This window comes from Serratia sp. CY52157 (assembly GCF_052168495.1).
Taxonomy (GTDB): domain Bacteria; phylum Pseudomonadota; class Gammaproteobacteria; order Enterobacterales; family Enterobacteriaceae; genus Serratia; species Serratia ureilytica.
This window is the reverse complement of record NZ_JBJNMO010000001.1, coordinates 50,965-73,878: the sequence shown is the minus strand read 5'-3', so window position 1 is coordinate 73,878 and position 22,914 is coordinate 50,965. Positions and strand designations below refer to the sequence as shown.

The window sequence follows — 22,914 nt, the reverse complement described above, 5'->3', positions numbered from 1 at the left end:
ACCCCGCCATTGGCTCCATGCCGACAGGGTTTAAGGTTACAGGGGTAAAATTTTACCCGATATATTGCGATACCGCTATGACAAATATGACAAAAAGCCAATAGCGCCGCCGCGCTTATTGCTGCGGCAACGCCAACACTTTCTGTGCATACGTCAACGCCTGCCGGATCACTTCTTCGATCGACATGCTGGTAGAATCCAGCACGAGGGCGTCAGAAGCGGGCACCAGAGGCGCGATAGGCCGATTACGGTCACGGTCGTCCCGTTCCTTTATCTCGGCTAAAAGACGTTCAAAGTTAACATTAAAGCCCTTTTCCTGCAACTGCAGCATGCGGCGGTGCGCGCGCTCCTCCGAGCTGGCGTCGAGGAAAATCTTGACCGGCGCGTCCGGGAACACCACCGTGCCCATGTCGCGGCCATCGGCAATCAGGCCGGGCGCCTCGCGAAAAGCGCGCTGGCGGCGCAGCAACGCCTCGCGCACGCGCGGAAACGCCGCCGCTTGCGACGCGGTGTTGCCGACGGTTTCGGTGCGGATCTCATTGCTGACGTCCTCACCTTCCAAAATCACTTGCAGCTTGCCGTCCTGGGCAACGAAGCGAACATCGAGATGTGCGGCCAGCGGAACCAGCGCTTCCTCAGAAGTGATATCCACCTGATGATGCAACGCCGCCAGCGCCAGCACGCGATAGATCGCGCCGGAATCCAGCAAACGCCAACCAAGGGACTCGGCCAACGCTTTACACAGCGTGCCTTTGCCTGCGCCACTTGGTCCATCAACGGTTATCACCGGGGCTGTAGCCGTCATTTCTCTCTCCTTCAGGTAGAAAACCTCACAGAGACACGGCGCGCTTCGACTCGAAGCCCGGGCGCTCTGTCACCTGCCCAATCAGGGGCAAATACGGTGGCGTATTATACGCTGCCCTACGGCGATCTGTTACCCTGGAACTGTCCGGTTGTTGAAAATAAGCGCACAACCGCGAAAAAGTATAGAAGAAACGCCGGTCGCCGGGGGTTAAAAACGATAAAGGCCCGCAAAGGGGCCTTAAAAGAAATGATCTGACGGTTACGCCGGCTGGCTGATGCGCGCTAACTGCTCGAAATAGTCCGGGAAGGTTTTCGCGGTGCATTTCGGATCGAGGATCGTGACCGGGGTATCCGACAGCGCCACCAGCGAGAAGCACATCGCCATGCGGTGATCGTTGTAGGTGCCGATCTCGGCGAACTGCAGTTTGGCCGGCGGCACGACGTGAATGTAGTCTTCGCCCTCGTCAACTTCCGCCCCCACTTTACGCAGCTCGGTGGCCATCGCCGCCAGACGGTCAGTTTCCTTCACCCGCCAGTTGTAGATATTGCGGATGGTGGTCGGCCCCTCGGCGAACAGCGCCGCGGTGGCGATGGTCATCGCCGCATCCGGAATGTGGTTCATGTCCATATCGATGCCGCGCAGTTCACCGCGGCTGCACTCGATAAAATCGTCGCCCCAAGTGATGCGCGCCCCCATCTTCTCCAACACATCGGCGAATTTGGTGTCACCCTGCACGCTTTTGCGACCGATGCCGGTCACGCGCACGGTGCCGCCTTTGATCGCCGCCGCCGCCAGGAAGTAGGACGCAGAAGAAGCGTCGCCTTCAACCAGATAGTCGCCCGGCGCGATATACGTCTGGTGCCCCTGAATATGGAACACCCGGTAATTGTCGTGGCTCACCGATACGCCGAAGGTGCGCATCAGGTGCAGCGTGATGTCGATGTACGGCTTGGAAACCAGCTCGCCTTTGATGTGGATTTGCGTATCCTGCGGCGCCAGCGGCGCAGTCATCAGCAACGCGGTCAGGAACTGGCTGGAGACGCTGCCGTCAACGGTGACGTCGCCGCCCTGGAAACCGCCGCGCAGGCGAATCGGCGGGTAATCGGTCTGCTCGAGGTAATCAATCTGCGCCCTGCCCTGGCGCAACGCGTCCACCAGATGGCCGATCGGGCGTTCTTTCATGCGGGGTTCCCCGGTCAGCACCACATCACCTTCACCAAGGCACAGCGCCGCCGCCAGTGGGCGCATCGCGGTGCCGGCATTGCCGAGGAACAGTTCCAGCGGCTGGTCGGCCACCAGCGGCCCGGCCACGCCGGTCACTTCACACACGGTGCGGTCGGCGGAAAGCTGGTAGTTCACGCCCAACGCCTGCAGCGCATTCAGCATATGACGCACATCGTCGCTGTCCAGCAGGTTGGTCAGCCGGGTCGTTCCCTCCGCCAGCGCCGCCAGCAGCAGAGCGCGGTTAGAAACGCTCTTCGAGCCGGGTAAGTTGACGGTGCCATTGACCAGGGCGACCGGTTGTAACGTCAGGGAATCCACCATGTGAACAAAACTCTCCAATTCTGATAAACGAAACGGCTCCGGAATAATGCCGGAGCCGCTTTAATGCAAAAGGACAACAGCCTGGTCAGCCCGCGCCCGGCGAGCTGACGGAATCAACCGTGACGACGCTCGAAATCGGTCATAAAGTCGGTCAGCGCCTGTACGCCGGCCAGCGGCATCGCATTGTAAATAGAAGCGCGCATGCCGCCAACTACGCGGTGACCTTTCAGCGCCTGCAGGCCAATGGCCTCGGCTTCGCTGAGGAACACCTTGTCCAGCGCCGCATCGGCCAGCTGGAACGGCACGTTCATCCACGAGCGGTTGGCGATGGCAACCTGGCTGCGGTAGAAGTCGGATTTATCGATGGTCGCGTACAGCAGCTCGGCCTTGGCCTGATTGCGTTTTTGCATCTCCACCAGGCCGCCCTGCTCTTTCAGCCATTTGAACACCAGCCCGGACAAGTACCAGGCGAAGGTTGGCGGGGTGTTGAACATCGAATCGTTCTCGGCCAACACGGTGTAATCGAGGATCGACGGCACTTCTTTACGCGCCTTGCCCAACAGATCGTCACGCACGATCACCAGCGTCAGACCGGCCGGGCCGATATTTTTCTGCGCGCCGGCGTAAATCACGCCGAAGCGGCTGACGTCGAGCGGGCGGGACAGAATGGTCGAGGAGTAATCGCCGATCACCACTTTGTCGCCGAAGTCCGGCGTTTCATCGATGGCTACGCCGTCGATGGTCTCATTCGGGCAATAATGCACGTAAGCCGCGTCGTTGCTCAGCTGCCACTCTTTCATCGGCTTGATGCCGCTCAGGCCGTCGATGCGGGTTTTCACGTCGATGACGTTCGGGGTGCAATACTTTTCCGCTTCCTTGATGGCGCTGTGCGCCCAATAGCCGCCGTCGATGTAGTCGGCGGTGGCCTTGTCGCCCAGCAGGTTCAGCGGCAGCGCGGCGAATTGCGCGCGGGCGCCGCCGTGGCAAAACAGCACTTTATAGTTGGAGGGGACTTTCAGCAGATCGCGCAGATCCTGTTCCGCCTGCTCGGCAACGGCGATGAATTCTTTGCTGCGGTGACTGATCTCCATCACTGACGTGCCCAGGCCGTGCCAATTGCACAGTTCCTGTTCCGCACGACGCAACACTTCCACCGGCAGCATCGCCGGGCCAGAGCTAAAATTATAAACCTGAGTCATTTCCCCTCACCACATTCACTGTTCGCCGCAGAAAAGCGACCTGTCGAAAAGATGCCCGAAGCTAACGCTCGCGTTAACCAACCCTTCGGTTTTATCACTCACGCCCCATGGCTGCAACGCTTATTCGCCCGCCGGCGGCAAACAGGCGCGCCGGGTTATGACAGGCTCTGCGGCCGGCGCGTTTTTTTGGACGATAAAACCCTGCGACATGGGGAAATTCAGCGGGTTAACGCGGTGTTTTATGCTGTATTCAGCCGAGATGGCTGCGGGAGCCCGGACGGCCCCCGCAGGAGAGAAAACGATCAGTACTGATTGAACATTTGCTGGATCTGCTTCGCGTCTTTGGTTTGCGTCAGCGCCAGCTGCAGCAGAATGCGCGCTTTTTGCGGATTCAGCGTGCCGGCGGCCACGAAACCGTATTTGGCGTCGTCCACTTCCGCATCCTCGGTGGTCGCGCCGGTCGGCACGCGCGAAGAACGCACCACCGCCACGCCGTTGTGCGCCGCCGTCGCCAGAGTGTCGAACACGGTTTTATACAGGTTGCCGTTGCCGACCCCGGCGCTGACGATACCCTGGTACCCTTCGGCGATTAGCGCCTTGGCCGGCGCATCGGAGGCGTTAGCGTAGTTGTAAATGATGCCGACCTTCGGCAGTTCGTTCAGCTTGCTGACGTCGAACGGCGTCTCCCGGGTGTGCTTGCGCTGCGGCGAACGCTGATAATCGATCTTGCCGTTGTGGATGTATCCCAGCGGGCCGAAGTTCGGCGACTGGAAGGTTTGCACGGCGGTGGTGCTGGTTTTAGTGACATCTCGTGCGTCCAGCACGCTGTCGTTCATCGCCACCAGCACCCCGCGGTTGGCCGATTGCGGATCCGCCGCCGTCACCACCGCGTTATACAGATTGAACGGGCCGTCGGCGCTCATCGCCGTCGCCGGCCGCATCGCCCCGACCAGCACTACCGGCTTGTCGCACTTCACCGTCAGATCGAGGAAATAGGCCGTCTCTTCCAGCGTATCGGTGCCGTGGGTGATGACGAAGCCGTCGGTTTTGCCGCAGTCGGCGTCAATTTTCTTCGCCAACGTCAGCCAGACCTGATCGTTCATGTCCTGCGAGCCGATGTTAACCACCTGCTCCCCCTGCACGTTGGCGATGTTCTTCAGCGCCGGCACCGCATCGACCAGCGCCTCGACGCCCAGTTTGCCCGCGGTATAGTTGGATTTCGTCGCCGAATCGCCGCCGCCGGCGATGGTGCCGCCGGTCGCCAGCAGGGTGATGTTGGGCAGCGCCAGCGCCGAGGCGCTGACGCCGGTCAACAAAAGGGTTAACACGCTGAGTTTCACTGATTTCATTAGATTTCTCCGTGACAGATAACTCGCTGAATTATGGCCTTTATCCTTAAAAAAACTGTGACTTTGCCGCCGCTTTAGGAATACGTGGAGCTCCAGCGTAAAACCCCGTATCATTGCGCGTTTTTAGTACGCGCAAAAAGTGAAGACAATGACGCAAACTTTTATCCCCGGTAAAGACGCCGCCCTGGAAGATTCCATCGCCCGTTTCCAGCAGAAACTGAGCGATCTCGGTTTCAACATCGAAGAAGCCTCCTGGCTGAACCCGGTGCCGCACGTATGGTCGGTGCACATTCGCGATCGCGATTGTCCGCTGTGCTTCACCAACGGCAAAGGCGCCAGCAAAAAAGCCGCGTTGGCCTCTGCGCTGGGTGAATATTTCGAGCGCCTGTCCACCAACTACTTCTTCGCCGATTTCTATCTGGGCAAGCAGATCGCCGAAGGCGACTTCGTGCACTACCCGAATGAGAAATGGTTCCCGATCCCGGCGGACGATGCGCTGCCGGCCGGCATCCTCGACGAGCGTCTGCACGCCTTCTACGATCCGCAACAAGAGCTGAGCGCCAGCGATCTTGTCGATCTGCAGTCCGGCAATGCCGATCGCGGCATCTGCGCGCTGCCGTTCACCCGTCAGTCCGATCAGCAAACGGTGTACATTCCGATGAACATCATCGGCAACCTGTATGTTTCCAACGGCATGTCCGCCGGCAACACCGCCAACGAAGCGCGCGTGCAGGGCCTGTCGGAAGTGTTCGAGCGCTATGTGAAAAACCGCATTATCGCCGAATCCATCAGCCTGCCGGCGATCCCGGAAGAGGTGCTGAACCGCTACCCGGGCGTGGTGGAAGCCATCGCCAAGCTGGAAGAGGAAGGTTTCCCAATCCTCTCCTACGACGCCTCGCTGGGCGGCAACTACCCGGTGATCTGCGTGGTGCTGTTCAACCCGACCAACGGCACCTGCTTCGCCTCGTTCGGCGCGCACCCGGACTTCGGCGTGGCGCTGGAGCGCACGGTGACCGAACTGCTTCAGGGCCGCAGCCTGAAAGATCTCGACGTGTTCACCGCGCCGACCTTCGATGACGAAGAAGTGGCGGAACACACCAACCTGGAAACGCACTTCATCGACTCCAGCGGCCTGATCTCGTGGGATCTGTTCAAGCAGGACGCGGACTATCCGTTCGTTGACTGGAGCTTCAGCGGCAGCACGCAGGAAGAGTTCGCCACCCTGATGAGCATCTTCGACAAAGAAGACGCGGAAGTGTACATCGCCGACTACGAACACCTGGGCGTCTACGCTTGCCGCATCATCGTGCCGGGCATGTCCGATATCTACCCGGCGGAAGACCTGCTGCTGGCCAACAACAGCATGGGCGCGCACCTGCGCGATACGCTGCTGGCGTTGCCGGGCAGCGAGTGGGAGCCGGAAGAATACCTGGCGCTGATCGAGCAGTTGGACGACGAAGGGCTGGACGATTTCACCCGCGTACGCGAACTGCTGGGCATTGCCAGCGGCAAAGACAACGCCTGGTATACCCTGCGCGTGGGCGAGCTGAAGTCGATGCTGGCGCTGGCGGGCGGCGATCTGGATCAGGCGCTGATTTGGACCGAATGGACGCAGGACTTCAACGCCTCGGTGCTGAGCCCGGCGCGCAGCAACTACTACCGTTGCCTGCAAACGCTGTTGCTGCTGGCACAGGAGCCTGAGCGCGAAGCGGCGCAATACTATACCGCGTTCGTGAAAATGTACGGCCAGGAAGCGGTGGACGCGGCCTCGGCCGCCATCAGCGGTGAAGAGCGCTTCAACGGGCTGTTCGCCGTCGATGCCGATTTGAAGGCGTTGCCGGCCCATCAGGCGCTGCTGGCGGCCTACGAGAAACTGCAGGCGGCCAAGCGCCGTCACTGGGCCAAGGCCTAATCGCCATTGGGGGTACCGCCACTTTTGGGGTACCCTCCCCGGTCAAACGCCGCACTCCGCTGCGGCGTTTTCATTTTGCGGTTTATTTCAACGCATTCTGTTTTATTTTCCCGCAGGAAAATAGGCGGTTAAACGAGCATAAGAATAAATAAACCGGCGATTGTTGCCGGACGGTGAAATAATAATTAACCGATAATTAAACTTTCAGCGACGAACGGCGACAAAACGCCTAAAAATTTAACTTTGACACCCTCGGCACATCGGGTGAATTCAAAAAAAATTGCAAACATTAAAAAATTGTTTTTTGTTTAAATTCAATAAATTAACCATAAAAACCACACAGAAAACATGCCATTTTGGCGCTCTACTTCCCCGCCTTATGATCCAAATCAAATTTTCCCCTATACTGCTTTGCTAGTATCTCATTGCGTTGTTTTAACCCTTAAGAGCGAGAGTTAGTTTGAAAACTGACAGCCCATTCGATCTGATTTTACCTGCGGCAACGGCGAAAATCGCTGAAGATGCCGGCGTGTATAAAGCCACCAAACATCCGCTGAAAACGTTTTATTTGGCGATCACCGCCGGTGTCTTCATTTCCATCGCCTTCGTTTTCTACATTACGGCGACCACCGGCACCGCCGGCGTGCCTTTCGGGCTGGCGAAACTGGTCGGCGGCATCTGCTTCTCTCTCGGGTTAATGCTGGTAGTGGTGTCGGGCGCCGACCTGTTCACCTCTACCGTGCTTATCGTCATCGCCAAGGCCAGCGGCCGCATCAGCTGGGGCCAACTGGGCGCCAACTGGCTGAACGTTTATCTCGGCAACCTGGTCGGCGCGCTGTTCTTCGTGGCGCTGATCTGGTTCTCCGGCGAGTATATGGTCGCCAACGGCCAGTGGGGCCTGAATGTTCTGCAAACCGCGGACCACAAGCTGCATCACACCTTTATCGAAGCCGTCTGCCTTGGCATTCTGGCTAACCTGATGGTCTGCCTGGCGGTCTGGATGAGCTACTCCGGCCGTACCCTGACCGACAAGATGCTCGCCATGGTGCTGCCGGTCGGTATGTTTGTCGCCAGCGGCTTCGAACACAGCATCGCCAACATGTTTATGATCCCTATGGGCATCGTGGTCAAACACTTCGCCACGCCGGAATTCTGGCAAGCCGTAGGGGCGGTACCTGAGCAATTCGCTCATCTGACAGTAAGCAACTTCATCATCGACAACCTGATTCCGGTCACCATTGGTAACATCATCGGCGGCGGTCTGCTGGTTGGGTTGACTTACTGGGTAATTTATCTGCGCGGGGGCCGCGAACAGCACTAAGCTGTGAGTTACCGCGTGCAGAGTTAGAAATCCACAATCAAAGGTAGGTGTACAATGACCGAACTTAACGAGAAATTAGCCAACGCTTGGGAAGGTTTCAGCAAGGGTGACTGGCAGAATGAAGTCAACGTTCGTGACTTCATCCAGAAAAACTACACGCCTTATGAAGGTGACGAATCCTTCCTGGCTGGCGCAACTCAAGCCACCACCACCTTGTGGGACAAGGTTATGGAAGGGATCAAACTGGAAAACCGCACTCATGCGCCGGTTGATTTCGACACCAACGTTGCTTCAACCATCGTTTCTCACGACGCGGGTTACATCGCCAAAGAGCTGGAAACCATCGTGGGTCTGCAGACCGACGCCCCTCTGAAACGCGCGCTGATCCCGTTCGGCGGCATCAAAATGGTCGAAGGTTCGTGCAAAGTGTACGGCCGCGAACTGGATCCGCAGCTGAAAAAAGTGTTCACCGAATACCGTAAAACCCACAACCAGGGCGTATTCGACGTTTACACCAAAGACATCCTGAACTGCCGTAAATCCGGCGTGCTGACCGGTCTGCCAGACGCTTACGGCCGTGGCCGCATCATCGGCGACTACCGCCGCGTGGCGCTGTACGGCATCGACTTCCTGATGGCCGACAAGCTGAACCAGTTCAAATCGCTGCAGGAAAAACTGGAAAACGGCGAAGACCTGGAAATGACCATCCAGCTGCGCGAAGAGATCGCTGAACAGCATCGCGCTCTGGCTCAGATCAAAGAGATGGCCGCCAAATACGGTTACGACATCTCCGGCCCGGCCACCAGCGCCCAAGAAGCAGTGCAGTGGACCTACTTCGGCTACCTGGCCGCGGTGAAATCCCAGAACGGCGCCGCCATGTCCTTCGGCCGCGTGTCTACCTTCCTCGACGTGTTCATCGAACGCGACATCAAGGCGGGCAAACTGACCGAAGAGCAAGCGCAGGAACTGATCGACCACCTGGTGATGAAACTGCGTATGGTGCGCTTCCTGCGTACCCCTGAGTACGATGAACTGTTCTCCGGTGACCCAATCTGGGCGACTGAATCCCTGGCCGGTATGGGCGTCGACGGCCGTACCCTGGTCACCAAAAACAGCTTCCGCTTCCTGAACACCCTGTACACCATGGGGCCGTCTCCGGAGCCGAACATGACCATCCTGTGGTCTGAGAAGCTGCCGCTGAACTTCAAGAAATTCGCGGCGAAAGTGTCCATCGACACCTCTTCCGTACAGTACGAAAACGACGACCTTATGCGTCCTGACTTCAACAACGATGACTACGCCATCGCCTGTTGCGTCAGCCCGATGATCGTCGGTAAGCAAATGCAGTTCTTCGGCGCCCGCGCCAACCTGGCGAAAACCATGCTGTACGCCATCAACGGCGGCGTTGACGAGAAACTGAAAATGCAGGTCGGCCCGAAAGAAGCGCCGATGATGGACGAAGTGCTGGACTATGACAAAGTCATGGCCCGCATGGACCACTTTATGGATTGGCTGGCCAAGCAGTACGTGACCGCGCTGAACATCATTCACTACATGCACGACAAGTACAGCTACGAAGCTGCGCTGATGGCGCTGCATGACCGTGACGTTTATCGCACCATGGCTTGCGGCATCGCCGGTCTGTCCGTTGCGGCCGATTCCCTGTCCGCCATCAAGTACGCGAAAGTCACCACCATTCGCGACGAAGACGGCCTGGCTATCGACTTTAAAGTGGAAGGCGAGTATCCGCAGTTCGGTAACAACGACGCCCGCGTCGATGACATCGCCTGCGACCTGGTGGAACGTTTCATGAAGAAAATTCAGAAACTGCGCACCTACCGCAACGCGGTACCGACTCAGTCCGTACTGACCATCACCTCCAACGTGGTGTACGGTAAGAAAACCGGTAACACCCCGGATGGCCGCCGCGCAGGCGCACCGTTCGGCCCAGGTGCCAACCCGATGCACGGCCGTGACCAGAAAGGTGCAGTCGCCTCCCTGACCTCGGTAGCCAAACTGCCGTTTGCCTACGCGAAAGACGGGATCTCCTACACCTTCTCCATCGTGCCTAACGCGCTGGGTAAAGACGACGACGTGCGTAAAGCCAACCTGGCGGGCCTGATGGATGGTTACTTCCACCATGAAGCCTCCATCGAAGGCGGTCAGCATCTGAACGTCAACGTAATGAACCGCGAAATGCTGCTGGACGCGATGGAAAATCCTGAGAAATACCCTCAGCTGACCATCCGCGTCTCCGGTTACGCCGTGCGCTTCAACTCGCTGACCAAAGAGCAACAGCAGGACGTCATTACTCGTACCTTCACTCAAACGATGTAATAACGCCGACCGGGCGGGAAACCGCCCGGTGCCAACGTCGGGGCCGGTTCTGCCGGCCCTTTTCTCCCACCGCTCTCCCCTGACTCTGTGCGAGTCTGTTTTGCCGGATATCTATACTGAATGGATAGCCGGCAAAACAGTTATCCGGCAACTGACCGGCCGACAGGCATCATTACCCCCGGTGGCGGATCCCCCGCCGCTGCATCGCAGATACCTGGCCGGCGGCCACGCGCCTATTTTTAGACTGCGTTTGACAGTCCATATTGGAGAAAACCCCGCAATGTCAGTAACTGGTCGCATCCACTCCTTCGAATCCTGCGGCACCGTCGATGGGCCCGGGATCCGCTTTATCGTCTTCTTCCAGGGCTGCCTGATGCGCTGCCTCTATTGCCATAACCGCGACACCTGGGACACCCACGGCGGCAAAGAAGTGACCGTCGAAGAGCTGATGAAAGACGCGGTGGCCTACCGCCACTTCATGAACGCTTCCGGCGGCGGCGTGACCGCGTCCGGCGGCGAGGCGATCCTGCAGGCTGAATTCGTGCGCGACTGGTTCCGCGCCTGCCATGCCGAAGGCATCAACACCTGCCTGGACACCAATGGCTTCGTGCGCCGCTACGATCCGGTGATCGACGAATTGCTGGACACCACCGATCTGGTGATGCTGGATCTGAAACAGATGAACGACGAGATCCACCAGAATCTGGTCGGCGTCTCCAACCACCGCACGCTGGAATTCGCCCGCTATCTGGCGAAACGCAACCAGCGCACCTGGATCCGTTACGTGGTGGTGCCGGGCTGGTCAGACGACGATAAATCGGCGCACCTGCTGGGCGAGTTCACCAAAGACATGACCAACATCGAGAAAATCGAGCTGCTGCCTTACCACGAGCTGGGCAAGCACAAATGGATAGCGATGGGGGAAGAGTACAAACTGGACGGCGTGCATCCGCCGAAGGCCGAGACCATGGATCGCGTCAAAGGCATCCTGGAAAGCTACGGCCACAAAGTGATTTACTGACTGACGCAGCGCCAAAGAAAAAACCGGCTCATGGCCGGTTTTTTTATGCTCAGGCGGCGGCGAACGGCGTGTGATGGCGATCCGGCTTCTGCTTTTTCAGCAGCATCAGCAGGTAAACCAGCGCCACGGCGGCTATCATCACGAACAGCACTCGGTCGGAATAGTTCTGCATCAGCAGCGCCGTCATCGATGGGCCCAGCAAGCTGCCGATGGTGTAACTCATCAGCAGCGCCTGGTTCATCGCCACCAGTTCGTGCGGCATTGCCTTCTCACAGGCCCAGGACATCGCCACCGGATACAGGGTAAAGCCGGCGCAGCCGAGGATGAACAGTGAAGGCGCCATGGCGTAGTTGCCGAGCATCGCCACGCTGGCGAGGATCACCACAAACACCTGAATGCGCAGCACCAGCAGGCGCCCGTAACGATCGGCCAGGCGCCCGACAGGCCATTGGCCGACGATGCCGGAGCTGACCAACAGCGCCATCCAGTAACCGACGTTAGCGTCGCTCATGCCCTGATGAGAGAGATACAGCGGCATCAGGCCATACAGCGAACCGAGCACAATGCCGGAGATGATGCAGCCGTTGATGCCCAGGCGCGCGCTGCGGCGTCTCAACATTGTCCATACCGCCGCCTGCTGCGGCTCGTCTTCATGGCGGTTTACCCGCGCGAACAACATCGGCAACATGGCGCTGATCACGATCGCGGTCACCCACGGCACCACATGCAGCAATTCGGTCGAGGTCATGCTCAACAGTAATTGGCCGGTCACCGTACCGAGGTAATAGACAATCATATAGGCCGCCAGCAGCTGGCCACGGTTGCTCAAATTGCCGCTGCGCAAAAGCGCGCTCTCCACGATCACCCAGATCCAGGCGCAACCGACGCCGGCGAAGAAGCGCCAGCCCAGCCAGCTCCAGAAATCGATCGACAGCACCATGCCGGCGGTCGCGGCGGCGAACAGCAAACAAGAGAGATGATAGCTGCGGGTGAAGCCGACGCGCTGGATCAGTTTGCCCGCTACCAACGTGCCCAACAGGTTGCCGCTGAAATAAGAGGAGCTGACCATACCCACTTGCCAGGTCGACAGCTGAGCATGGGTTAACCAAAGCGGCACTAACGTATTCAAAACGGCAATGGATACCGTAAGCAGCAAAAGGCCGCAGAGCAATAAGAGCACCGGGCGGGAGTAAGCGGACATAGTGAAATTGTGACCGAACGCGCATTGAGAGTGCGCGCATCATGCCACTGGCGATAAAAAAGTCAATCGCCTCTTATCATTCCAGCGCACGATTTGTTTCCGGCTAAGCGGCTGAAAAAGCGCTATGCTCAGCGCAGAGCGGATTTAACGACGGAGAAGCGAGATGAGTCAGGCAAATAATGCGGCGGTCGAGACCTTGCTGGCAGACATCGGCAGCACGCACGGCGAGCTGCTGGAGATCGTACAACAGGTGCGCCGGGTCGCCACGGCGAGCGGCAGTGGCGTCACCGAATCGGTCAAATACGGCGGCATCATGTTCTCGCATACTCAATTTTTCTGCGGCGTTTTCGCCTACCGCAGTCACGTCACGGTGGAATTCGGCCAAGGGCACCGACTGGAAGATCGCTATCAGCAACTTGAAGGCAACGGCCAATATCGGCGGCACATCAAGCTCCACACGCCCGCCGAAGTGAAAAGCAAGCACCTGGCGGACTACATTAAACAGGCCTACGCACTGGCGACAGACTGAATTTCCGACATAAAAAAAGCGCCCGCAGGCGCTTTTTTCAAATGCTTTGCCGTTTAACCGATGTATTCCAGGCCGCCCATATAAGGACGCAGCACTTCAGGCACCTGAATGCGACCGTCGGCCTGCTGGTAGTTTTCCAGCACCGCCACCAGCGTACGGCCGACCGCCAGGCCGGAGCCGTTCAGCGTGTGGACCAGACGCGGCTTCTTGTCGGCCTTGCTGCGGCAGCGAGCCTGCATGCGGCGCGCCTGGAAGTCCCACATGTTGGAGCAGGACGAGATCTCGCGGTAGGTGTTCTGCGCCGGCAGCCACACTTCCAGATCGTAGGTCTTGCAGGCGCCGAAGCCCATGTCGCCGGTGCACAGCAGCACCTTGCGGTAAGGCAGGTTCAGCAGCTGCAGCACTTTCTCCGCATGGCCGGTCAGCTCTTCCAGGGCATCCATCGAATCTTCCGGACGGACTATCTGCACCATTTCGACCTTGTCGAACTGGTGCATACGGATCAAACCGCGGGTGTCACGGCCGTAAGAACCGGCTTCCGCACGGAAGCATGGCGTGTGCGCGGTCATCTTCAGCGGCAGAGTTTCCTCTTCCACGATCTCGTCGCGCACAAGGTTGGTCAGCGGCACTTCCGCCGTTGGGATCAGCGCGTAGTTGCTGCTGTCGGCTTCTTCTTCCAGCGGGCGGGTATGGAACAGGTCTTCGCCGAACTTCGGCAGTTGGCCGGTGCCGTACAGCGTGGCGTGGTTGACCAGGTAAGGCACGTAGGCCTCCAGGTAGCCGTGCTGTTCGGTGTGCAGATCCAGCATGAACTGGGACAGCGCGCGGTGCATGCGGGCGATTTGCCCTTTCATCACCACGAAGCGCGAACCGGTCAGCTTAACCGCGGCGGCAAAATCCAGCCCGCCGGCCATTTCGCCCAGATCGACATGATCGCGCACCGCGAAGTCGTATTGGCGCGGTTCACCCCAGCGGGTGACTTCCAGGTTTTCGCTGTCGTCTTTACCGTCCGGCACGGCGTCGTCCGGCAAATTAGGCAGCGTCAGGGCATAATCGCGGATCTCGCTCTGCAGCGCATCCAGTTCCGCCTTGGCGGCATCCAGCTTGTCACCCAGCTCGTTCACTTCGCGACGCAGCGGCTCGATGTCTTCCCCACGCGCTTTGGCCGCGCCGATGGATTTCGATCGGGAGTTGCGTTCCGCTTGCAGCGTTTCAGTTTCTACCTGCAGAACTTTGCGGCGTTCTTCCTGCGAACGCAGCAGATCCAGATCGAGTTTAAAGCCTCGGCGAGCCAGTTTGACGGCGACTGCGTCTAGCTCATTACGCAGCAGATTGGGATCGAGCATGCTAATCCTGTGCTTGTTGTTATTGAAAGAAGTGTTGTTGTTCTATGCGGCTGATTTATAGCCGCATAAAAGAAGAGTGATACCCGCTAACCTTACCGCAACGGCCACGCTAGCGGTAGCGTTTTGTCGGGCTATTTTGATCCTGCTCAGCCAGCCATGCCAACTTTTCGCCGATTTTCCCTTCCAGCCCGCGCGAGGTCGGTTGGTAGTAGCGCGTGTTGGCCATTTCGGGCGGGAAGTAGTTCTCGCCGGCGGCATAGGCGTTGGGTTCGTCGTGAGCGTAACGGTATTCCGCCCCCAGCCCCATTTCCTTCATCAGCTTGGTCGGCGCGTTGCGCAAATGCTCCGGCACGTCATAATCGGCCTGCTCTTTGGCGTCGCGCATGGCGGCCTTGAACGCGGTGTAAACCGCGTTGCTTTTCGGCGCGCAGGCCAGGTAAACAATCGCCTGCGCAATGGCGCGCTCGCCCTCCGCCGGCCCCACGCGGGTGAAACAATCCCAGGCGGCGATCGCCACCTGCATGCCGCGCGGATCGGCGTTGCCCACGTCTTCAGAGGCAATCGCCAACAGACGGCGCGCCACATAGAGCGGATCGCCGCCGGCGGTAATGATGCGCGCATACCAGTACAGCGCGGCGTCCGGCGCCGAACCGCGCACCGATTTATGCAGCGCGGAAATCAGGTCGTAATAACGGTCGCCCTTGTTGTCGAAGCGCGCGCTGCGCTCGCCCGACACCTCCTTCAGCAGCTCCGGCGTCAGCACCCGCACGCCTTTGGCGTCGAGCTCCGCCATGTCCGCCATCATTTCCAGGCTGTTCAGCGCCCGGCGCGCATCGCCGCCCACCAGCTCCGACAGCAGGCGGCGCGTTTCCGCCGGCAGCTCGACGTTCTGGCCGCCAAAACCGCGCGCCTTGTCGTTCATCGCCTGATCCAGCACCTGGCCGATGTCTTCGGCGGTCAGCGCCTTCAACAAATAGACGCGGGCGCGCGACAGCAGCGCCGAGTTCAGTTCGAACGACGGGTTTTCGGTAGTGGCGCCGATAAAGGTGATGGTGCCGTCTTCAATGTGCGGCAGGAAGGCGTCCTGCTGACTTTTGTTGAAGCGGTGCACTTCATCGACGAACAGAATAGTGCGGCGGCCGGCGTCGCGGTTTTGCCGCGCCCGTTCGATCGCCTCGCGGATCTCCTTGATCCCGGAGGTCACGGCGGAGATCCGTTCGACGTCCGCCTGACCATAACGGCCGATCAGCTCTGCCAACGTCGTCTTCCCTGTGCCCGGCGGCCCCCATAGAATCATCGAGTGCAGCTGCCCGGCCTCGATGGCGCGCGGCAGCGGCTTGCCGGCGGCCAGCAGGTGCTGCTGGCCGATATACTGCGCCAGCGTGCTCGGCCGCATACGCGCGGCCAACGGCTGGAACTCGTTCTGGGAAAAATCGAGCGACAGATTATTACTCACTTGCACCTCACTGGCGCTGGTCGTCCAGCGTCACCCCCTTCGGCGGGGTAAATTTGAATTTGGCCGGATCGGCGGTGACGTTCTGCTGGCTTTTCAGCGTATAAGCGCTGCGCTGGCCGTCCTGCTCCACCGCGGCGAAGCTGCGGATGGTGCCGCTGTTGGTCACGCTGATGGCGAACTGCTTCAGGTTGCCGCTGGCGGATTTCGGCGTCAGCTCGAAATCATCGCCCTTTTGCTTCACGTTGTACTGCTTCCAGTCGCTGGCATTGTTGCGGGTGATCAGCATAAACGGCGTATTGCCGGTGGCGTTCTTCAGCCAGGTCGCCGTCACCTGCTCAACGAACGGGTTATAGAACCACAGGGTTTGGCCATCGGAGACCAGCACGCTCTCATCGGGTGACGTCATGTGCCAGTTGAACAGGTTCGGCCGCTTCACCCACAGCTCGCCTTCACCCTGTTGCACCGCGGCGCCGTCGGCGCTGGTCACGGTTTGCGAGAAGCTGGCGTGGAAACTGTTCACCTTCGCCAGGCGACTTTGCAGATCCTGTGCGGCGTCGGCCAGCACGGAGGTAGAAGCGAATCCCGAAAGCAGACAGCAGGCAACTAACAGTTTTTTCATTATTCCAGATACCTTATGAAATGCGTTAACCGCAAGGCGGCGCCGTGCGGGTCAAATCAACCCTTTACCCCGTTACTTTACCCGAAGCCGGCGAACGGCCGGTAGGCCAATGTTCCGAGAAGAAACGGGTTTACGCTTCTTTGCACAAGGGCCGCTTAAGCGGCCCTTTCTTATTGAGTTGCAATGGCTAAACGACCATCAATCGTGCCGCGGCGGCGCCAGCACCTCGCGGTTGCCGTTGTGCCCCTGCTCGCTGACGATGCCCTGCGCTTCCATCTGTTCGATGATGCGCGCGGCGCGGTTATAGCCGATGCGGAACTGGCGCTGTACGCCGGAGATGGAGGCGCGGCGTTTATCCACCACGAAATCCACCGCCTGGTCAAACAGCGGATCCAGCTCTTCGTCACCGTCCATACCGCCGCCGGCACCGCCCTCGCCGTCTTCACCGCCGCTGAGAATGCCCTCTTTATATTGGGGCCGCTCGCGCGCTTTCCAATCCTTGACCACCGCGTGCACTTCCTGATCGCGCACGAATGCGCCATGTACGCGCACCGGGATCGAGGAGTTCGGCGCCAGATAAAGCATATCACCCATGCCCAGCAAGGACTCGGCGCCCCCCTGATCGAGGATGGTGCGGGAGTCTATCTTGCTCGACACGGTAAAGGCGATACGCGTCGGGATGTTGGCCTTGATCAGGCCGGTGATCACATCCACCGACGGACGCTGGGTCGCCAGCACCAGGTGGATGCCCGCCGCACGCGCTTTTTGCGCCAGACGGGCGATCAGCTCTTCGACCTTCTTGCCGACCGTCATGATCAGATCGGCGAATTCGTCGACCATCACCACGATGTACGGCTCTTTCTCCAACACCGGCGGCGTGATGTCCATGCTGTCGGTCGGTTTCCAGAACGGATCCGGGATCGGACGCCCCATCGCTTCGGCCTGATCGACACGTTCGTTGTAGCCGGCCAGGTTACGCACGCCCAGAGCTGACATCAGCTTATAGCGGCGTTCCATTTCACCCACGCACCAGCGCAGCGCATTGGCGGCGTCTTTCATGTCGGTGACCACATCGGTCAACAGGTGCGGAATGCCTTCGTAAACCGACAGTTCCAGCATTTTCGGGTCAATCATGATAAAGCGCACTTCTTTCGGCGTGGCCTTATACAGGATGCTCAGGATCATGGCGTTGACCCCGACCGATTTACCGGAGCCGGTGGTACCGGCGACCAGCAAGTGCGGCATTTTGCCCAGATCGGCCACCACCGGCTCGCCGGAGATGTCTTTACCCAATACGATGGACAGCGGCGACGGGTTGTCTCGGAAGGCCGGGCAATCCAGCACCTCGCGCAGATATACCGTTTGCCGCTTGGCGTTCGGCAGCTCCAGACCGACATAAGGCTTACCGGGGATCACTTCCACCACGCGCACCGCCGAAGTCGACAGAGAGCGCGCCAGATCGCGCGACAGGTTGGAAATGCGCGCCGCTTTAACGCCCGGCGCCAGATCCAGCTCGAAGCGGGTGATGACCGGCCCCGGCAGGATGTCCACCACATCGGCTTTCACGCGATAATCGGCCAGGCTGGCCTCCACCAGGCGTGCTTTCTGTTCCAGCGCGAAGGAATCGACCGGCTCCACTTCTTTCGGCGCTTCGGTCAGCAGATCCAGCGTCGGCAGAGGCGTGGTCGGTTTCTGCAGCGGCTGATCGTTGCGCATCAGGAACGGGTGAATCAAGCTGTCCATCGCCGGATGCTGCTCGGCCTGAGGTTGCTGAGGCTGCTGCACCTGCGGCTGTTGTTGCGGCTGCTGATACGGTTGCTGCTGCGGCTGCTGGTATTGTTGAGGCTGCGGGTGCGATTGCTGAGGTTGAGCAGCCGGCGCCGCAGGCTCAAACTGGCCGAACGGCACGTCGTCCTCTTGCTCGCTTTCCAGTTCAATGCGCTCTTCAAGCTGCGGCGACAGCGTGAACATCGGCTCGCTCGGGCCATCGTCCACCAGATCCGCCATTGGCGAGAAGCTGAAAGCATTGCGGGTATCGACCGGGCTGGCGGCCGGCGCCTGCGGAGCAGGCTCTTGCTGGCCATAACGCGCCTGCTGCTGCTCGGCGAATGCCTGACGCAGCGCAGCCTCTTGCCGCGCCGCTTCGTCGTCCTGCTGGTCTTCGCCGTAACGCTGGCTCTGTTGCTCGGCGAACGCTTTGCTCAGCTCAGCCTCCTGCTGAGCCTGTTCATCATCCTGCTCCGGCGCGTAGCTTTCGCCGTAGCGCTGGCTTTGCTGCTCGGCGAACGCCTGGCGCAGCGCGGCTTCTTGCAGCGCCTCTTCTTCCTGCGGGTTCGCCGCCGTCAGCTGTTGAGGCTCCGCCTCTGTCTGGCGCTGTTCCTGTTCGGCCGCACGCTGCGAAGGCAGCTTGATACCGTAGGAAGCCAGCTCGCGACGGGTCGGGATGCGCACCGGGTTCGGCCGCGGCAGCTCAGGACCGATGCCCTGCTTAACCTGCGGATTGCCGTCGCTGGTCGCCGTGAAGGCCGGCATAAAGGTCGCCGCCGCAACGCCCGCAGCAGCGGCTGCCGCCGTATCCGGCTGCGGTTTAGCGCCGGTGGCGCTGAAACCGCTCGAACTGCCGATGTCAACGCTGTCACGCTGTGCGGCGGTAAAATCAAAGGGAGAACGCGCCGGCGGCTGCGGCGCGGCCGGCTCTTGCCAGTTGCCAAGGCGCGGCTCATCGTCATCCTGATAAGGATCGACAGGACGCGTCGCCTTAGGCGCAGGCGTTTCTTCCGGGATCTCGAAGGAATACAGCGGCGGCGTAGCGTCTTGCGCCGGCGCACTTACCGGGTGCTGATTGACCGAGGCCGGCGCGGCCGGCGCCACCGTTACCGACGGCGCCTGAGCGGCGATCGGCGCAGCAACGGGCTCGTGGATCTCTGCCTTCACCGCCGGTGCAGGCGAAGCCACCGGCGCGCTGGGTGCGGCTTCTGCTTCAAGCTCACCATCGTCGGCGCGCAGGCCGCTGAGCAACGGATCGGCGGCGTCTTCCGCCGCCGCTTTGGCGCTTTCGGTAACCGAAGGCGCGGAGAACAGCACGTCGTCATCGGCGGCCGCGGCTCCGGCGGCGGTCGCGGCAACCGCTGCGGCGGCACCCTTCCCTGCCTGCTCAGGCTCGTCGTCAACGTAACGCTCGTCATCTTCGAAATAGCGCTCTTCGCGGCGTGAGCGATTGGTCATCACCGTCGCAACGCCCAACACCGCCCCGCCGATCTTCTCGGCGATCACCAGCCAGGACCAGCCGGTAAACAGCGTCAACCCCGCCGCCCATACGCACAGCAGCGCCAGCGTAGCGCCGATGCCGTTGAACCACGGCAACATGGCGTTGCTCAGCAGGCTGCCGATCACGCCGCCGGAGGCGAAGTAATAGAGATCGTCAACGTTCAGCGCCGCCAACCCACAGGAGGTGAGCACTAACGCCAGGGTGCCGATCAGGCGCAGGGAAAGCGCGAAATAGTCGATGTAGTCTCTGTTGCTGCGTTGGCGATAAGCCGCCCAGCACAGGACCAGCATGATCGGCGGTATCGCGTAGGCGAGCACCCCGAAGGTGAAGAACAGCGTATCGGCCAACCAGGCCCCGACACCGCCGCCCAGATTGTGAATCGGCTCATGCCACGCGGTCTGCGACCAGCTTGGGTCAGACGGGTTGAAACTGACCAACGCAGCCATGAGGTAAACGGCAAAAATCGCTACCACGATAAGCACAGCTTCCAGCAAACGCCGGCCACTGCTGAGTCTTTTCAGGGTAACTTCTTTATCTTCTGTATATTCCTGGCTCAAGAAAGGCTCTCCAGGTTCCTGTTAGCTGACATAGCAACAGCGCCGAGAAACTGCCCCGGCGCCGAAACTGTATGAATAAACAGGAGTGTAACCAATTTAATCAGGTTTTGCACCTGCACCTTACCGTGTTTTGATAACCAGACGGTTACTCTGTTTCACTTCTTCCATCACTACGTAGGTACGGGTGTCGTTAACCCCCGGCAAACGCAGCAAGGTTTCGCCCAGCAATTTGCGGTAAGCCGACATGTCCGGTACGCGGGTTTTCAACAGGTAGTCGAAATCGCCGGAAACCAGATGACACTCCTGAATCTCTTCAAGCTTCTGCACTGCCGAGTTGAATTGCTCAAACACATCCGGCGCGCCGCGGTTCAACGTGATCTCCACGAAAACCAGCAGGGACGCATCCAGATAATGCGGGTTCAGCAATGCGGTATAGCCATGAATGAAACCCTGGCGCTCGAGGCGGCGCACGCGTTCCAAACATGGTGTCGGGGATAACCCCACGCGCTTCGAAAGCTCGACGTTCGAAATACGCCCATCCTTCTGCAGCTCATTCAGGATGTTGCGGTCGATACGGTCAAGATCTTTACCCGGGCGTTTCTTGTTGTCTGCCATTATTATTGTCTCTCTTATTTTCTTCCGTGCACTTGCCACACCCTAGCCAACGTCAATGTGTAAGGGTTCGTTCCAAGCGAAGACCCGATGCCTGTCATGTGCTTCTTCACTACCATCATTCCACGCCGCGCAGCCTGTCTGTCCAACTCCGCGCAGCGCCGGCAACGATGTTTCGGTCGAGAAAAAATCAGCAAACGCTTGCGCGCCCTGCTCCGCACTCCCGCTGCGTATCGTTGCCTTGCGGCGCAAATACGTACGATTTGCTGGTGTTACGGGGATAATTTCTTCTTCCTATGATGTTTTCGCAAATGCGCAGCGGATTGTCAAAGTAAAAGAAGCAAAATCAGAACAACGTACCGTCATGAAAAGTCTGCATCCCATTTTTGATTATGAATCGCTGGCTGATAAACCCCGGTCGGGAGCGGCGGAAGCCGCAGAGTGCGCCGTTTTTGCACGGTTGGCGATTCGCTGGCCGAATGCGGCTTTGATAAGTTAAATTTCTGCGTTCGACGACCGATTTACCGACAACGGATGCATTAATAGGCGACAACTATCATACAAATCGTTAACAACGTCGCCCGGCGCTTTTTTTACTGCGCCATTTTCCCTACAATCGGCTTCATTGTCCGCCATTGTGGAATAAAGAGGTTATTCATGGGCACGGCTAAACATAGCAAATTACTGATTCTGGGTTCCGGCCCGGCCGGTTACACCGCCGCCGTCTACGCGGCGCGCGCCAACCTGAACCCGGTGCTGATCACCGGTCTGGAACAAGGCGGCCAGCTGACCACCACCACCGAAGTGGAAAACTGGCCGGGCGACGCCGAAGGCCTGACCGGCCCGGCGTTGATGGAGCGCATGCGCGAGCACGCGGAGAAGTTCCAGACTGAAATCGTCTTCGACCACATCAACAGCGTCGATCTGCAGCAGCGTCCGTTCCGCCTGTTCGGCGACAGCGGTGAATACAGCTGCGACGCGCTGATCATCGCGACCGGCGCCTCCGCCCGCTATCTTGGCCTGCCTTCCGAAGACGCGTTCAAGGGCAAAGGCGTTTCCGCCTGCGCAACCTGCGACGGTTTCTTCTACCGCAACCAGAAAGTCGCGGTGGTCGGCGGCGGCAATACCGCCGTTGAAGAAGCGCTGTACCTGTCAAACATCGCCGCCGAGGTTCACCTGATCCACCGTCGCGACAGCTTCCGTTCGGAGAAAATCCTGATCGACCGGCTGATGGAAAAAGTGAAGAGCGGCAACATCGTGCTGCACACCGACCATACGCTGGACGAAGTGCTGGGCGATGAAATGGGCGTGACCGGCGTGCGTATCCGCAGCACCAAAGCGGAAAACGAAACCCGTGAGCTGGAACTGGCCGGCGTGTTCATCGCCATCGGCCACAGCCCGAACACCGGCATCTTCGGCGGTCAGCTGGAGCTGGAAAACGGCTACATCAAGGTGCAGTCCGGCATTCACGGCAATGCGACCCAAACCACTATCCCCGGCGTCTTCGCCGCGGGCGACGTGATGGATCACATCTACCGTCAGGCGATCACCTCCGCCGGCACCGGCTGCATGGCGGCGCTGGACGCAGAGCGTTATCTGGACGGCATCGCCGGCGCAGAAGTCTGCTAAGACGTTTTCATCATCGGCAAAAAGCGGCTCTCGAGCCGCTTTTTTTGTTTCTGGGTTCAGCAATCTCTCCCTCCCATCTGTTATAGCCATATTTGCCCGCTTTATTCTTTTCAGTCTGCCGGGTCACGAGGTAACATGAGGCCTCGCTTGTTTGTCGCCGATTGCGCCAAACACTATTATTTAACAATACGTTAACCCAGCCCGTAAC

General features: G+C 59.3%; 17 protein-coding genes. 7 read left to right on the top strand and 10 right to left on the bottom strand.

From position 1 onward, the window contains the following. Positions 1 to 115 precede the first annotated feature (115 nt). The 4 genes from cmk to ansB form a co-directional block, all read right to left on the bottom strand. Positions 116 to 805, bottom strand: a complete 690-nt coding sequence (gene cmk, locus ACJ8IP_RS00335) for a (d)CMP kinase (RefSeq protein WP_004928270.1) — start codon at positions 803 to 805, stop codon at positions 116 to 118. Between the two features lie 258 nt (positions 806 to 1,063). Continuing rightward, positions 1,064 to 2,350 (bottom strand): 3-phosphoshikimate 1-carboxyvinyltransferase, encoded by a 1,287-nt coding sequence (gene aroA, locus ACJ8IP_RS00330; protein WP_442524269.1) that lies wholly within the window; start codon positions 2,348 to 2,350, stop codon positions 1,064 to 1,066. Between the two features lie 113 nt (positions 2,351 to 2,463). Then, positions 2,464 to 3,549, bottom strand: a complete 1,086-nt coding sequence (gene serC / locus ACJ8IP_RS00325) for a 3-phosphoserine/phosphohydroxythreonine transaminase (RefSeq protein ID WP_028127991.1) — start codon at positions 3,547 to 3,549, stop codon at positions 2,464 to 2,466. A 302-nt stretch (positions 3,550 to 3,851) separates the two neighbouring features. Beyond that, positions 3,852 to 4,898: an L-asparaginase 2 gene (gene ansB / locus ACJ8IP_RS00320; RefSeq protein WP_033650671.1), complete on the bottom strand. Its 1,047-nt coding sequence runs from the start codon at positions 4,896 to 4,898 to the stop codon at positions 3,852 to 3,854. A gap of 148 nt (positions 4,899 to 5,046) precedes the next feature. On the opposite strand from ansB, the gene ycaO reads away from it, so the two are divergent. The 4 genes from ycaO (at position 5,047) to pflA (ending at position 11,489) form a co-directional block, all read left to right on the top strand. Beyond that, a complete protein-coding gene (gene ycaO / locus ACJ8IP_RS00315; protein WP_164106151.1) occupies positions 5,047 to 6,810 on the top strand; it encodes a 30S ribosomal protein S12 methylthiotransferase accessory factor YcaO in 1,764 nt (587 codons plus the stop codon). 460 nt (positions 6,811 to 7,270) lie between these two features. Beyond that, on the top strand, positions 7,271 to 8,131 hold the full coding sequence (gene focA / locus ACJ8IP_RS00310; RefSeq protein ID WP_019454548.1) for a formate transporter FocA: 861 nt from the start codon (positions 7,271 to 7,273) through the stop codon (positions 8,129 to 8,131). 54 nt (positions 8,132 to 8,185) lie between these two features. Then, the gene (gene pflB / locus ACJ8IP_RS00305) at positions 8,186 to 10,468 is read left to right on the top strand and encodes a formate C-acetyltransferase (RefSeq protein WP_004928286.1); all 2,283 of its coding nucleotides are present in this window, start codon (positions 8,186 to 8,188) and stop codon (positions 10,466 to 10,468) included. A gap of 280 nt (positions 10,469 to 10,748) precedes the next feature. After that, a complete protein-coding gene (gene pflA / locus ACJ8IP_RS00300) occupies positions 10,749 to 11,489 on the top strand; it encodes a pyruvate formate lyase 1-activating protein (protein ID WP_031299859.1) in 741 nt (246 codons plus the stop codon). A 49-nt stretch (positions 11,490 to 11,538) separates the two neighbouring features. Here pflA and ACJ8IP_RS00295 read toward each other — a convergent pair whose 3' ends face one another. Beyond that, positions 11,539 to 12,690, bottom strand: a complete 1,152-nt coding sequence (locus ACJ8IP_RS00295) for an MFS transporter (RefSeq protein WP_033642558.1) — start codon at positions 12,688 to 12,690, stop codon at positions 11,539 to 11,541. A 163-nt stretch (positions 12,691 to 12,853) separates the two neighbouring features. Here ACJ8IP_RS00295 and ACJ8IP_RS00290 point away from each other — a divergent pair, with 163 nt between their 5' ends. Beyond that, on the top strand, positions 12,854 to 13,219 hold the full coding sequence (locus ACJ8IP_RS00290) for a DUF1801 domain-containing protein (RefSeq protein ID WP_033650668.1): 366 nt from the start codon (positions 12,854 to 12,856) through the stop codon (positions 13,217 to 13,219). Positions 13,220 to 13,272: 53 nt separating this feature from the next. On the opposite strand, the gene serS is transcribed toward ACJ8IP_RS00290, so the two are convergent. From serS to lrp, 5 genes are all read right to left on the bottom strand, one after another. Continuing rightward, positions 13,273 to 14,565 (bottom strand): serine--tRNA ligase, encoded by a 1,293-nt coding sequence (gene serS / locus ACJ8IP_RS00285; RefSeq protein ID WP_033642556.1) that lies wholly within the window; start codon positions 14,563 to 14,565, stop codon positions 13,273 to 13,275. 109 nt (positions 14,566 to 14,674) lie between these two features. After that, positions 14,675 to 15,961, bottom strand: coding sequence for a replication-associated recombination protein A (locus tag ACJ8IP_RS00280; RefSeq protein ID WP_159085292.1), 1,287 nt, complete (start codon positions 15,959 to 15,961; stop codon positions 14,675 to 14,677). A 67-nt stretch (positions 15,962 to 16,028) separates the two neighbouring features. After that, positions 16,029 to 16,640 (bottom strand): outer membrane lipoprotein chaperone LolA, encoded by a 612-nt coding sequence (lolA, locus tag ACJ8IP_RS00275; protein ID WP_033642555.1) that lies wholly within the window; start codon positions 16,638 to 16,640, stop codon positions 16,029 to 16,031. A gap of 198 nt (positions 16,641 to 16,838) precedes the next feature. Next, positions 16,839 to 20,465: a DNA translocase FtsK 4TM domain-containing protein gene (locus ACJ8IP_RS00270; RefSeq protein WP_164106152.1), complete on the bottom strand. Its 3,627-nt coding sequence runs from the start codon at positions 20,463 to 20,465 to the stop codon at positions 16,839 to 16,841. A gap of 120 nt (positions 20,466 to 20,585) precedes the next feature. Continuing rightward, a complete protein-coding gene (gene lrp, locus ACJ8IP_RS00265) occupies positions 20,586 to 21,080 on the bottom strand; it encodes a leucine-responsive transcriptional regulator Lrp (protein ID WP_004928318.1) in 495 nt (164 codons plus the stop codon). Between the two features lie 55 nt (positions 21,081 to 21,135). Here lrp and ACJ8IP_RS00260 point away from each other — a divergent pair, with 55 nt between their 5' ends. Both ACJ8IP_RS00260 and trxB read left to right on the top strand, forming a co-directional pair. Beyond that, positions 21,136 to 21,576, top strand: a complete 441-nt coding sequence (locus ACJ8IP_RS00260) for a hypothetical protein (RefSeq protein ID WP_129993320.1) — start codon at positions 21,136 to 21,138, stop codon at positions 21,574 to 21,576. 158 nt (positions 21,577 to 21,734) lie between these two features. After that, positions 21,735 to 22,706, top strand: coding sequence for a thioredoxin-disulfide reductase (gene trxB, locus ACJ8IP_RS00255; protein ID WP_019454557.1), 972 nt, complete (start codon positions 21,735 to 21,737; stop codon positions 22,704 to 22,706). Positions 22,707 to 22,914 lie beyond the last annotated feature (208 nt).

Coding starts and splice junctions, on each gene's coding strand:
- aroA (WP_442524269.1), bottom strand. CDS start 2,350: ATGGTGGATTCCCTGACGTTACAACCGGTCGCCCTGGTCAATGGCACC.
- lrp (WP_004928318.1), bottom strand. CDS start 21,080: ATGGCAGACAACAAGAAACGCCCGGGTAAAGATCTTGACCGTATCGAC.
- ansB (WP_033650671.1), bottom strand. CDS start 4,898: ATGAAATCAGTGAAACTCAGCGTGTTAACCCTTTTGTTGACCGGCGTC.
- ACJ8IP_RS00260 (WP_129993320.1), top strand. CDS start 21,136: ATGTGTAAGGGTTCGTTCCAAGCGAAGACCCGATGCCTGTCATGTGCT.
- trxB (WP_019454557.1), top strand. CDS start 21,735: ATGGGCACGGCTAAACATAGCAAATTACTGATTCTGGGTTCCGGCCCG.
- lolA (WP_033642555.1), bottom strand. CDS start 16,640: ATGAAAAAACTGTTAGTTGCCTGCTGTCTGCTTTCGGGATTCGCTTCT.
- ACJ8IP_RS00290 (WP_033650668.1), top strand. CDS start 12,854: ATGAGTCAGGCAAATAATGCGGCGGTCGAGACCTTGCTGGCAGACATC.
- ycaO (WP_164106151.1), top strand. CDS start 5,047: ATGACGCAAACTTTTATCCCCGGTAAAGACGCCGCCCTGGAAGATTCC.
- pflA (WP_031299859.1), top strand. CDS start 10,749: ATGTCAGTAACTGGTCGCATCCACTCCTTCGAATCCTGCGGCACCGTC.
- serS (WP_033642556.1), bottom strand. CDS start 14,565: ATGCTCGATCCCAATCTGCTGCGTAATGAGCTAGACGCAGTCGCCGTC.
- ACJ8IP_RS00280 (WP_159085292.1), bottom strand. CDS start 15,961: ATGCGGCCGAGCACGCTGGCGCAGTATATCGGCCAGCAGCACCTGCTG.
- ACJ8IP_RS00295 (WP_033642558.1), bottom strand. CDS start 12,690: ATGTCCGCTTACTCCCGCCCGGTGCTCTTATTGCTCTGCGGCCTTTTG.
- serC (WP_028127991.1), bottom strand. CDS start 3,549: ATGACTCAGGTTTATAATTTTAGCTCTGGCCCGGCGATGCTGCCGGTG.
- pflB (WP_004928286.1), top strand. CDS start 8,186: ATGACCGAACTTAACGAGAAATTAGCCAACGCTTGGGAAGGTTTCAGC.
- cmk (WP_004928270.1), bottom strand. CDS start 805: ATGACGGCTACAGCCCCGGTGATAACCGTTGATGGACCAAGTGGCGCA.